The organism is Candidatus Binatia bacterium (assembly GCA_023150935.1).
Taxonomy (GTDB): Bacteria; Desulfobacterota; Binatia; order HRBIN30; family HRBIN30; genus JAKLJW01.
In genome coordinates, this window is record JAKLJW010000006.1 from 56,267 (window position 1) to 68,153 (window position 11,887).

The window sequence follows — 11,887 nt, forward strand, 5'->3', positions numbered from 1 at the left end:
CCTACGGCCGCGGGCGGGATGCGGGACGACGACGCCTCACCGGGGTGATTTTCTTCTCCGGAGATGCCACTGTTTCGCTTGTATGGCCGAGCCCCGTCGCCGCCGCTGGCTGAGCACCATGACCGCCCTCGGCGTGCTCGTGCCGGTGGCCGCGTTCGTAATCTATTCGAGCTTCCAGATCGGCGAGGTCGAATGCGAAGTCTGCATCGCCTTCGACGGGCGCGAGGTCTGCCGAACCGTAACCGGGGCCAGCGAAGAGGAAGCCCTGCGCGCCGCCATCGACAACGCTTGCGCTCTGTTGGCCGGCGGGGTGACCGACACCATCCGCTGCTCGCGCACGCGGCCGGTCAGGGCAGAATGTCGGCCGGCGGGCGGGGTCTGATGACCTGGAGGCTGGCGCGGCTCACTTCCGGCCCGGTCTGACCAGCAGGCCGGCGGCGAGGACGCCGAGGAGGATAGCCGCAGCAGAGCCCGGTGCGTTTCGGCGGCGCAAATTGCAGCCGGATGAACCGCCGCCGTCATCATCCGACTCACCATCGCCCGGTCGTGTCGGCGCGGGTGGACGGCGGGTTGACGTGGGCCGGGGCGTCGGCGAGTCGCCAAACGTTGGACTTGGCGTACCGGGGCCAACGGTGTTGGTCGGTAACGGCGGGAGCTCGCTGACACTGGTATTGCGGAACACGGTGGCGTTGTCCGCGCCTTCATTGACAACCACGAGGTCAGGCAACCGATCCGCAAACAGGTCCGCCGCCGCCACAGCCGCCGGCCCGCGGCCGACGCTGAAGCGCCGCCCGCCGTCGAAGCTGCCGTTACCCCTGCCTTCGAACACGACCAGGGAATCGTCAGCGGTCCCGACAACTACCAGGTCCGCGTGCTCGTCGACGTTCAAGTCCATGGCACGCACCGTCACCGCGCCCGGGGCGACAGGCAGATCGGTTGCCGCGCTCAGATCGCCGTCGCCCTGGTTGAGTAGAATGCGAACGATGCCTGCCTCCGCGCTGAGCACGGCAACGTCGACCGTTCCGTTACCGTCGAAGTCGGCGGTGTCCAGAGCCGTCGGAACTACCGTCAGACCGGTGACCACCCGACCGCCGAAGGAGCCGTCGCCGTTACCGCGAACGAGATCGAGCGACGCGGGATCGGTCACTGCGGCAATCAGATCCGGCACCGCGTCGCCCGTAAGATCCGCGACCGCCGCTGCCACCGCGAGTCCACCGACCTCAACCTCACGGGAGGCGCTCAATTCTGTACCGGTCGAAAGCAGCACACCGACCAGATTGGCCTGCGACCGCGTCACGACCACGTCGCCCAGGTTGTCGCCGTTGACGTCGGCGGTCGCAATACTGCCGATCAGAGCGTCAGTGCGCACCGTCAACGGGGGACGGAAGTTCCCACTCGCGGCGCCGATCAAGAGCAGGAACGACGGGGACTCGGCGACCCCGACCACGGCATCCACAAGCCCGTCGGTTCCGATCTGCAGGGTATGAACCGACACCGGCGTCATCGGCAGCGGAATATCCACGGGCGCACGCAGCGCCCCACGGCCGTTGCCCCGCAGCATGGAGAGCGAGTTGTTCCCACGGTTCGCGACGAGAGCATCGACGAATCCGTCCCGGTCGACGTCCGCCGCCGCCACGCTCACGGGCTGCCGCGCCGCCGGATAGTTGTTGGCGCCGACGAAGGCGCCGCCGCCGCGACCCCGCAGCACTGACACACTGCCCCCGGTGCTATCGGCGACGGCAATATCGACCGCGCCGAGGGTGTCGTTGTCGAACTCACCGAGAACCAGTGTTGTCGGCCCGCGGCCCACGAGCACGCGGTTGATCGGTTCGAAAGTGCCGTTGCCGTGTCCGGCCAGAATCGACACATCGTTGGAGCCGCTGTTGGCGACGATGAGGTCCGGAAGTTGATCGTTGGAGACGATCTGCAGGTCGTCATCGGCAATTGCGACACCCGCCGGCGCGACGCCGGTAGCGGCCGTCTGACGGGCGACAAACGCCCCACGACCGTCGCCCCGCCACACCGAAACCGTGTTGTCGCCTTTCTCGGCAACCGCCAGGTCCGGATTGCCGTCGCGGTTAACGTCGCCGAGGGCGAGGGCCGCCGGCTCCCGGCCGGTTGTAACGGTCGGGCCGCGCGCAAAGGAACGGGACCCCAGTGCCAGCAGGATGGTCACCGTGTCGAAAGTCGGATCGGCAACGGCAATGTCCGCCAGGCCGTCGCGGTTCAAATCCGCAACCGCCATGGGTCCCGGTATGCCGCCAACCACGAGCGTAGTAACCGGCACGAGCTCACGGCCGGCACTGACTTCTGCAAAGACGACGCTCCCGGTGCCGGCGTCGGCAACGGCCAGCAGGTTGCCGATGGCCACGATCGCTCGCGGCTCCTCCGCTATCGGCACACTCGATGGCGTCTCGAAGCGGCCGTCGCCGCGGCCGAACACCAGGGTGACCGTGCCGTCCCCCGCATTGGCGGTCGCGAAGTCAAGGGCGCCGTCGAAGTCGAAGTCGCCGGTAACCGCGCCTTCGGGACTCGCGCCGACGACGACCGCCGGCCGCAGCGTAAACCCACCCGTGCCACGCGCAAGCATCAATCGAGCTGAACTTCCGTCGCGGTCGGCGACGATAATGTCAGCGGTGGTGTCGGGTACCGGTGTGACGTTGGCGTTGAAGTTGCCGGCGGCCAACCCACTCGGATAGCTGCCGGTCAGAAACGCCGGAGCGAGGCGGAAGGTGATGGCCGTGCCCGTTGCCTGAGGCGTCGGCGTCGGGGTGGTTGACGGCGACCTGGGAATAGTCGGGGTCGGGGTGCGCGTCGCGCCCGTCGGCGTCGCGGTGCGGGTTGGCCCGGTCGGGGTCGGGGTGCGCGTCGCGCCCGTCGGCGTCGCGGTTGGCGGCGTCTGCGTGCCAGTGGCAACACCAGTCGCCGAGGGCGTCGGCGTTGCCACGGGCAAAGGGGTTACGGTCGGCGTCTGTTTGCGCGGAGTCTTCGTCGGGCGCGGGGTGCGGGTCGGCTCCGGGGTACGGGTCGGGCCGGGCGCGGCGCCCGCCGGCGCACCGACCAGGATCGCAGCCACAATCAGCAGGAAGGCGGCAGTCAAACCTACCGCTCGGAACGGAGTCACGCCCGGCTCTTTCGGAGTTACGGAATCGGCACGACCTCGTCCCGAGGAACAGCCCGGGGACGGGGTTTCGATCATGGGTCGAGCATCCCGTCCGGGGCGGCCTTTTTCAAGCCGAAAGCGGCCGCCGCGGCGGTGCGGTCACAGAACGGTCAACTGCCCGCCGAGGCGCCAGTCGATTCCGCAAAGGCCTGGCTCAGCAACTGGCCGAGCTCGCCACTGGCCGCGAGTTCTTCCACGACGTCGCAACCGCCGACGAACTCGCCCGCGATGTACACCTGCGGAAGTGTCGGCCACTTCGAGAAGACCTTGATCGCCTCGCGCTTCTCGGGATCTTCGAGGATGTTCACGTGCGCAAACGGCTTACCCGCGGCCCGCAGCACCTCGACGGTGCGGGCCGAAAAGCCGCACATCGGAAAGCTGGGCGTGCCCTTCATGTAGATGATCACCTTGTTCGCCGCGATCTCGTTCTTGATATCGGCCATCACGTCTCGCGCCATTTCTTTCTCCTTCGCCCGACCGGGATCAGCCCTGCCGGGTCCACTCTTCCGGGGTGTAGGCCTTGATGGACAGCGCGTGCACGCGATCCGCCATCGCCCCTTTCAGGCTCTCGTACACGAGTTGATGCCGGGCGACGAGACGCTTACCCGCGAACTCCGCAGCCACGACGGTCGCCTCGAAATGATTGCCGTCGCCCACTGTGTCGATCACGCGCACCGTCGCTCCCGGCACACCTGCACGAATCAGCGCCTCGATATCGGCTGGACCCATCTAACCCTCACCGGTGTTCTGAGCGCCACCGAACATAACATGCGCCGATGCACCGGCAAGCGGGGCGTCCCCCTCGGCGTGCGCGGGCCGCCCCCTCGCTACCGCATCCGGCGGCGATACCAGGACGAAGCGGGACCGTCCGGGGCTCAGCCGCGCTCGTAGCGCCAGCCGGATTCGACGATCCACAGGCGATGGCGCGGGCCCGCCACGTCGACCTCGCCGGCCTCGTACCCTGCATCGCCCTCGTACAAGGAACAGGCGCCGTCCGCGGTGGTAAACAGCTTCGGCAGGAATCGCAGCACGCCGTCACGCGCCACTGCGGTCAGCACCGCGGAGACCGTCGGCTGACCGTCAAGGTAAGTCAACGTCACGAACGTCGGTGGAGGCAGAGTGATGGCGCCGGCTTTGTGCGCTACCAGCGCCGCCGCCGGACGCATCCACTCGTAGGCGTGAATCTCGCCCCCATCGACTTCGACTTGTTCATCTCCGACCCGTCCGACGAAGAACCAGGTGTCGAACCGCTTCGGCAAACGCATCGGAGTCACCCAGCGGGCGAAGGCCACCAGCGCATCCGCGTCAACCGCGAGCCCCGCCTCCTCGCGCGCCTCGCGGGCGGCAGCACGGCGGGCCGCCGCAACGACGTCATCCCCATCGCCAGCATAATCGTCGGGATCTATCCGTCCACCCGGAAAAACCCACGCCCCGCCGTGGAATGCCAGCTCGGCGTTGCGCTGGACCAGCAAGACCTCGCAGCCCCCCGGGCGGTCGCGCAATAAGACCACCGTGGCCGCCGGGTGCGCTGGGGATGGCGTCGTCGGCATACGGCCGATGTTTGTAGCGCGCCCTGGCCAGTCGCCGCAATCGCACTGGCTAGATGCAGCCGCCGGTGGACAGCTTCTCGCGTTCGGGTCCATTGACCGGGCCATCACGCTCGTGCGAATGAGGCCGGTCATGGACGAATCGGTTCTGCACGCGATTCGCACGCGGGCGCAGGCACTCGCTCAGAGCGTCATCGACGTCCGCCGCGACATTCACAGCAATCCCGAGCTGGGCAATTGCGAACGACGGACACCGGCCCTGGTCGCCGATACCCTGCGCCCTCTCGGCTTCGACATTCGCGAGGGCGTCGGCGGCACCGGCGTCGTGGCCACTTTACGCGGTGGCCGACCGGGCCGCACGATCGCACTGCGCGCCGACATGGACGCCCTGCCGTTAAACGAGGAGAGCGACCATGCTTACCGTTCGTGTGTTCCCGGCGTCATGCACGCCTGCGGACATGACGGACACGTGGCCATGGCACTCGGCGCGGCGCGTGTCCTGCACGAGCTGCGCGACCATCTCCGGGGCAACGTCAGGTTCCTCTTCCAGCCCGCCGAAGAGACCATCGGCGGCGCGAACGAGATGATCGCCGACGGTTGCCTGGCTGCCGATCCGCCCGTCGACGCCGTCTTCGGGCTCCACCTCTGGCCACTCATGCCGGCGGGCCAACTCAGTCTGAAGCCAGGCCCGATCATGGCCAGCGCGGATCTCCTGCGCATCGTCGTCAAGGGCGAGGGCGGCCACGCCAGCGAACCCCACACCTGCACCGATCCCGTGCCTGTGGCGGCCCAGGTCATCAACAACCTGCAGGCGCTGATCACCCGGCGCTTCGATGCCCGCAGTCCGGTGGTGGTAACGATCACGTACATGCAGGCGGGCTCGGCCTTCAACATCATACCGCCGGAGGTGGTGCTGGGCGGCACCGTGCGCACCGTCGACCCGGAGGTCCGCGCCGCAGTCCCGGCCCGCATCGAGCACCTGGTCCGGCACACGACGGCGGCGTTCGGTGCCGACGCGGAGGTCACTTACATCCGCGGCTCCGGCGTGGTGATGAACCACCCGGGTTTCACCGGGTTTGTCCGGCAGACGATTCAGGCCGCGCGCGGCAGCGAGAGCATCCACGACATGGCGCAGCCGATCATGGGCGCCGAGGACTTCGGAGCATTTCTGGAACAGGTCCCCGGCGCCTTCGCATTCCTCGGCGCGCGGCCCACGCACCAGGAGCCGTATCCGTGCCACCACCCCCGGTTCGACATCGACGAACAGGCGCTGCCGGAAGGGGTGGAGATCCTGGCAACGGTGGCGATGAAGTTCCTCGACCGGGAGGCGGAGGTAGACGGCTAGGAGCCTTCCCTTAATCCGGGCGCAGGGCCTGCCCCACGCCCCCGCGAAGGGACGCGGCGAAAAAGAGGCGGGCTGTCGGCGGCCACCGGTTGCTTCGCCCGCGCAAAGGCCATAGCGTTCGTGGGCATGCCGTCGGTGCCGCCGCGTCTCGCCGTGTTGCTCTCCGGGGAGGGGACAACCCTGCAGAATCTGATCGACCGGATCGCCGACGGTCGTCTCGGCGCGGAGATCGTCGTGGCGATTTCCTCGCGCGCCGGCGTTGGGGGTCTGGAACGGGCGCGGCGCGCCGGGATTCCCGCTATTGCAGTCGAGCGCAAGGCGTTTCCCGACGTCGACGCCTTCAACGACGCTCTGCACGCCGAACTTGGACGTCGACCCGTCGATCTCGTGGTGTTGGCGGGTTTCCTTTCTCCTTTTCAGTTGCGGGACCGCTACGTTGGCCGGGTACTCAACATCCACCCGGCACTCATCCCCGCGTTCTGTGGCAAGGGGCTCTATGGCGAGCGGGTCCACCGTGCCGTCATCGAGGCGGGGGTAAAGGTAACCGGTTGCACGGTGCACTTCGCCGACGACGAATACGACCACGGCCCCATCGTCTTGCAGGGATGCATACCGGTACTCGACGACGACACGCCGCAGACGCTGGCCGCGCGGGTGCAACAGTTGGAAAACGAGCTCTACCCGGCGGCAATCCAATTGTATGCCGAGGGGCGACTAGTGGTGTCGGGACGACGGGTCACGTTGCGCCCGCTGCCGAGCGCGACGGTGGCCGGCTGAGCGACGGCCGGACTAACTGCCCGACGCGGCGGGCTCGGCGGTCTTGGGCGGCTCCTGCTTGGGCGCCTCTCTTGGTTGCGGGCGGGCGGCAATGGCCTTTTTCTTCGAGGCACCGGGCGCCAGGATCATCCCCATTAGCCGGCCTTCCATGCGTGGCGTGCTGTCGATCGAGGCAATATCGCTCAACGCATCGCTGATCTTCATGAGTTTCTCGCGGCCCAGGTTCTGGTAGGCCATCTCGCGCCCACGGAAACGCAGCGCGAACTTCACGCGGTCGCCGGCGAGCAGGAACTCGCGCGCCTTCTGGATCTGGCGCTCGATGTCGCCCACGTCGGTGCGGTAGCCGAGGCGCAGCTCCTTGACCTGCGTGGTCGCCTGTTTGCGGCGCGCCTCCGACTCCTTCTTGTGCTGCTGGTACTTGAACTTGCCGTAGTCGAGGATGCGGCAAACCGGCGGCTGCGCCGTCGGTGCTATCTCGACCAGATCGAGCTGCGCCTCCTGCGCCATGCGCAACGCATCGTCCGTCGATACGATCCCGACCTGTGAGCCATCGGCCCCGATCAGTCTGACCTGGGGCGCCCTTATGTGGCGATTGATGCGATGCGCATCAGGGGGTGGGGGAATGAACCGTGGGCCTCGTCCGCGAAACGCCAAATGACCTTCCTTTCGCCTGCGCTCTCTTCGAACCGCTTCCGTCTTTACACCGCCGCACGCCGGGACACAATGGTCCAGTCGCAGGCGGCTGGTGGCACCGCTTAGCAGCGCCCCCAAAGGAAACCACCGCCCGACCTCGGCACAACCCGCGCCAGGCAACCGGGAAGTCTCGGGTCAACCTGTCGTCCGGACTTCCTTACCCTGCCCGGCCCATCGGGCGACTCAGACCTGGAGCAACACCCGCCACAGGGCGCCGGCGGCCACCACGTCGCTGACGTGGTAGCCCTGGGCCTCGGCGGCACGGGGAAGGTCGCGCACACCCTTGGGATCGTCGAGCCAGATCTCGACGTCCGTCCCCGGCGCAAGCTCCTCGAGCCGCACCCTGGCCTTCGCCCAACTAAGTGGACAGGGCACGCCACGCAGATCGATAAGTTCGGACATGGAAGGGGCTCCGGAGCTCCGGTCGTCAACGGTCGATCGACGTTTGTCGTTTGGGAATTGGGCTGGTAGTGACCGATCGGGTAGGGGGTCAAGCCGAGACGATGATTTGTGAGGTCGGGGACGGTTGCTATAGTCAGTGGCACCCATGATCGGAACTGGCGCAGCCGCGCAACGGCGGCAGTCTAGCAAAGCACAGTGCGCCGCACACGGTCGCGCCGGGTCTGGCGGCGTAGATTCTGTAGTGGCCTGACTCCCATGGGTGCCCCGGAAGCCGACAAGTACGTCCTCCGCCACAGCATGGTGCCGCCGCGAGGGGCGGGGTTCAGGATCGATTACGCCGCCGAGCTCAACGCTTCCCAGCTCGAGGCCGTGACGACCACCACAGGTCCCATTCTCGTGGTTGCCGGCGCCGGCACCGGCAAGACGCGGACGCTGGTTTACCGTGTCGCTCGGCTCGTCGAATCGGGTGTCGACCCGGGGGCGGTGCTGCTGCTCACTTTCACCCGCAAGGCCGCCGGCGAAATGCTCCGCCGTGCCAGCCGCCTCCTCGACGGCCGCTGCGACCGCGTCGCGGGCGGGACTTTCCACTCCTTTGCCAACATCACGCTGCGCCGATACGGCAGGGCCATCGGCATCGAAAGCGGCTTCACGATTCTCGACCGCGGCGATGCCGAGGACGTCATCAATCTGCTGCGCGCGGAGATGGAACTCGACAACAGGGAACGACGATTCCCGCGCAAGCAGGCGATCGCCGAGATGTTCAGCATGGCCGTGAACAAGTCGCGGCCGCTGCCTCAACTCGTCGAAGCGGAGTACCCGCTCCTCGTCGATCACCTCCCCGAACTGATCGAACTCAACGGCCGTTACACGGAGTATAAACGCACGCGCCAGCTACTCGACTATGACGACCTGCTCGTCCGTCTGCGCGAACTGCTCGCGGCCGGTGCGGAAATCCGGCAGCGCATCGGTCGCACGTACCGATACCTGATGATTGACGAGTACCAGGACACCAATGCCTTGCAGGCGGCCATCGTTAGGGACCTTGCCACCGAGCACGACAACGTGCTCGCGGTCGGCGACGATGCCCAGAGCATCTACGGCTTTCGCGGCGCCGATTTCCGCAACATCATGGATTTTCCCGCCCTGTTTCCCGGCACCCGAATTATCGCCCTGGAAGAGAACTACCGCAGCACCCAACCGATCCTCGACGTCTCCAATGCCATCATCGCCGGCGCCCGGGAGCGGCACCAAAAGACCCTGTTCACGCGCCGAAGCGCGGGATCGCCGCCGATGCTCGTAAGGGCCGACAGCGAACTCTTCCAGTCCCACTTTGTCTGCCAGCGCATTCTGGAACTGCGCGAAGAGGGAGTGGACCTGCGGGACATCGCGGTGTTGTTTCGCTCGAGCTTCCACTCGTTCGATCTCGAAATCGAGCTGGCACGGTGCAACCTCCCGTTCGTGAAACGCGGCGGTTTCAAGTTCATCGAGACCACGCACATCAAGGACATGCTGGCCCACCTGCGCGTTCTTCAGAATCCGCGCGACGCGGTCTCGTGGCACCGGATACTCCTGCTGCTCGACGGCATCGGCCCGCGGACCAGCGAGGAGATCGTGCACTGGATCATGACGGGCGGGGAACCGGCGACGCGCCTCGAAAGCTTTCCGCGCCGCTCCGTCGGCACCGTCCTGCACCGCCTTGCGGCACTGTTGCGCCGGATCGCCGAACATCCTCTTCCGGGCCACCAGATCGACGAGTTGCTGCGCTACTACGATCCGATCCTGAAGCGCCGCCATCCCGAGGACTACGCCAAGCGCCACCGCGACCTGGAACACTTCGCCACCATCGCCGCGCGCTACCGGGAACTGATGCCACTGCTGGCCGACATGGCGCTGGAACCGCCTGCCGACAGCGTCGGCGACGTCCTGGCAGCCGAGCCAGACGAGGGGCTGCTGACTCTGTCAACGATCCACTCCGCGAAGGGACTGGAGTGGCACACGGTATTCCTGATCTGGGCCGCGGACGGCCGGTTCCCTTCCTCGTACAGCGTCAGCGAAGACGATCTGGAAGAGGAACGGCGGTTGATGTACGTGGCCGCCACCCGCGCCAAGGAGCACCTGTACGTCAGTTACCCGGTCAACATCTTCGACCGCGGCACCGGAATGGTGACGGGCAAACGGTCGCGCTTCCTCGAAGGTATCCCGTCCGGCGTACTCAGGCCACTCGATCTCGTGCACGAGAGGTGGGCATGATGGCCCTCTTCGGGCTCGATGACGGCACCCTGAGGGAGCGCATCGCGGCGCTGCGCGGGCGTCTCGGCGAGCCGGGGGTGCGCGACAGGCTGGTCAATATTGCCCTTGGCGCCGGGGTCGCCATCGTGTTCGGAATGGCGATCTACATGATCATGAAGGGTCGCTGACGCGAGCCCGGCCCCGGGACATCTCAAAGGAAGCGGAGCATGCGGCGCTGCGCGAGCCGGCGCGTCACCTCGCGGACGTCCTGGGCGCGGTCGCGCCGGCAGACCAGCAACGCTCCGCCACTTTCGACAACGACCAGATCGCGAACGCCGACCAGTGCCACGAGTCGATCGGGCGCGTAGACGACACAACCGCCCGCATCGACGGATACCAGCGTGCCCACGGCAGCGTTCCGATCGCGGTCGCAACCCCACAGTTCCGGCATGGCACTCCAGCTACCGACGTCGAGCCATCCGAATCCCGCCGGGGTTACGGCTATGCGAGCGACCTCACCCTTCTGCCTGGCAACAGCCTGCAAGACCCCCACATCGACGGAAATGTCGGGCAAACGGCGGTAAGCGCGCTGCAATCGCGGCGAGGGGTTCGCCTCGGACCAGACCCCGGCGAGCCCTCGGCGCACAGCCGGCAAGCACTTGTTCAGAGCCGCAAGGAAGGTGCTCGCGTTCCAGGCGAACATTCCCGAGTTCCACAGATAATCGCCGCCTGCCACGTAGCGCCGCGCGGTCGCCAGGTTCGGCTTCTCGTGGAAGGCGCGAACCCACGCCGCCCGATCGCTCAACTCGCTCGGCACGGGTCGGCCGACGCGGATGTACCCGTACCCGGTCTCCGGGCGGGTCGGCTGCATACCGACGAGCACGAGGAAATCACCCTGTCGGGCCAGAGCACCCGCACGTGCCAACGCATCGCGCAAGGCATCCGCCTCCCGCACGACGTGATCGGCCGGGACCACCAGCATGAGACCGTCACCGCACTGAGTGACGATCCACTCCGCGGCCAGGGCGATGCACGCCGCCGTGTTGCGGCCGCGCGGCTCGACGAGAATGTTCTCGCGCGGCACTCGCGGCAACTGGCGGTGGACCTCCGCGGCGTGTTCCGCGGCGGTCACCACCAGCAGACCGCGCGCCGACACCAGCGGGATCAACCGTGCCGCGGTTTCCTGCAGCAGCGTGCGGCGGCCGGTCAGGGCCAGAAGTTGTTTGGGAAGCCGGCGACGGCCGAGCGGCCAAAACCTGGTACTGTGTCCGCCGGCCATGATCACGGCGAACGTCCGCGGGCGTGCCGATCGACCGCGTCGGGATCTCTCCCCGGGCAGTGCCATGGCGGCCGGGCTTGCGGCCACCGCGCCGGCGGCAGGGCGACCGGGGCGACGGACGTCAGAACTGACGCCGCGCCGTTTCAAGGCTCTGCGGTTCCTGGCGGTGTGGCAGCCAGTTGCCGTTCTTCGGCCGGCGCAGGTGCAGCCGATCGCTTACCAGCCGCATGACCAGCCCCAGCGGAAGAACCAGGACCACGTAAAAGGCGATCATCAGGAGGCGGGTCTGCACCACGCCAATGGCACGGGCGATCTGCTTCCAGCGTTCCCAGGTCGCCCGCGCCAGCCCCATGGCAGGAGCCGGCGAATCGACAACCTCGACGTCCGACTCGGGGGTGACCCGAGCCTCCGATGCGGGCACTGCGTTTGCCATATACAGACTGCCTTTATGA

13 protein-coding genes are annotated in these 11,887 nt (G+C 67.1%); 5 read left to right on the plus strand and 8 right to left on the minus strand.

Annotated elements, in window-relative coordinates; genetic code table 11:
* Positions 1 to 82: 82 nt before the first annotated feature.
* On the plus strand, positions 83 to 382 hold the full coding sequence (locus L6Q96_06090; protein ID MCK6554141.1) for a hypothetical protein: 300 nt from the start codon (positions 83 to 85) through the stop codon (positions 380 to 382).
* Positions 383 to 403: 21 nt separating this feature from the next.
* Here the strand turns inward: L6Q96_06090 and L6Q96_06095 are convergent, their stop codons facing one another.
* From L6Q96_06095 to L6Q96_06110, 4 genes are all read right to left on the minus strand, one after another.
* Positions 404 to 3,124, minus strand: a complete 2,721-nt coding sequence (locus L6Q96_06095; protein ID MCK6554142.1) for a VCBS repeat-containing protein — start codon at positions 3,122 to 3,124, stop codon at positions 404 to 406.
* Between the two features lie 149 nt (positions 3,125 to 3,273).
* On the minus strand, positions 3,274 to 3,621 hold the full coding sequence (grxD, locus tag L6Q96_06100) for a Grx4 family monothiol glutaredoxin (protein MCK6554143.1): 348 nt from the start codon (positions 3,619 to 3,621) through the stop codon (positions 3,274 to 3,276).
* 25 nt (positions 3,622 to 3,646) lie between these two features.
* Entirely contained in the window at positions 3,647 to 3,892 is a 246-nt protein-coding gene (locus L6Q96_06105) for a BolA/IbaG family iron-sulfur metabolism protein (GenBank protein MCK6554144.1), read from the minus strand.
* 146 nt (positions 3,893 to 4,038) lie between these two features.
* Positions 4,039 to 4,713: an NUDIX domain-containing protein gene (locus tag L6Q96_06110; GenBank protein ID MCK6554145.1), complete on the minus strand. Its 675-nt coding sequence runs from the start codon at positions 4,711 to 4,713 to the stop codon at positions 4,039 to 4,041.
* Positions 4,714 to 4,843: 130 nt separating this feature from the next.
* Between L6Q96_06110 and L6Q96_06115 the strand changes: the two genes are divergently transcribed.
* On the plus strand, positions 4,844 to 6,055 hold the full coding sequence (locus L6Q96_06115; GenBank protein ID MCK6554146.1) for a M20 family metallopeptidase: 1,212 nt from the start codon (positions 4,844 to 4,846) through the stop codon (positions 6,053 to 6,055).
* Between the two features lie 126 nt (positions 6,056 to 6,181).
* On the plus strand, positions 6,182 to 6,832 hold the full coding sequence (purN, locus tag L6Q96_06120) for a phosphoribosylglycinamide formyltransferase (GenBank protein ID MCK6554147.1): 651 nt from the start codon (positions 6,182 to 6,184) through the stop codon (positions 6,830 to 6,832).
* Between the two features lie 12 nt (positions 6,833 to 6,844).
* Here purN and infC read toward each other — a convergent pair whose 3' ends face one another.
* Positions 6,845 to 7,486, minus strand: coding sequence for a translation initiation factor IF-3 (gene infC, locus L6Q96_06125; protein ID MCK6554148.1), 642 nt, complete (start codon positions 7,484 to 7,486; stop codon positions 6,845 to 6,847).
* A gap of 222 nt (positions 7,487 to 7,708) precedes the next feature.
* Positions 7,709 to 7,927: a sulfurtransferase TusA family protein gene (locus L6Q96_06130; protein MCK6554149.1), complete on the minus strand. Its 219-nt coding sequence runs from the start codon at positions 7,925 to 7,927 to the stop codon at positions 7,709 to 7,711.
* A 255-nt stretch (positions 7,928 to 8,182) separates the two neighbouring features.
* Here L6Q96_06130 and L6Q96_06135 point away from each other — a divergent pair, with 255 nt between their 5' ends.
* Together L6Q96_06135 and L6Q96_06140 are read left to right on the plus strand one after the other, a co-directional pair.
* Entirely contained in the window at positions 8,183 to 10,177 is a 1,995-nt protein-coding gene (locus tag L6Q96_06135; protein ID MCK6554150.1) for an ATP-dependent helicase, read from the plus strand.
* Entirely contained in the window at positions 10,174 to 10,344 is a 171-nt protein-coding gene (locus tag L6Q96_06140; protein ID MCK6554151.1) for a hypothetical protein, read from the plus strand. Before L6Q96_06135 ends, L6Q96_06140 begins: the two co-directional genes overlap by 4 nt.
* A gap of 23 nt (positions 10,345 to 10,367) precedes the next feature.
* On the opposite strand, the gene L6Q96_06145 is transcribed toward L6Q96_06140, so the two are convergent.
* Positions 10,368 to 11,435 carry a mannose-1-phosphate guanylyltransferase gene (locus L6Q96_06145; protein MCK6554152.1) on the minus strand — a complete coding sequence of 356 codons (1,068 nt, stop codon included), beginning with the start codon at positions 11,433 to 11,435 and terminating at the stop codon, positions 10,368 to 10,370.
* 121 nt (positions 11,436 to 11,556) lie between these two features.
* Positions 11,557 to 11,868 carry a hypothetical protein gene (locus L6Q96_06150; GenBank protein MCK6554153.1) on the minus strand — a complete coding sequence of 104 codons (312 nt, stop codon included), beginning with the start codon at positions 11,866 to 11,868 and terminating at the stop codon, positions 11,557 to 11,559.
* Positions 11,869 to 11,887: the final 19 nt, after the last annotated feature.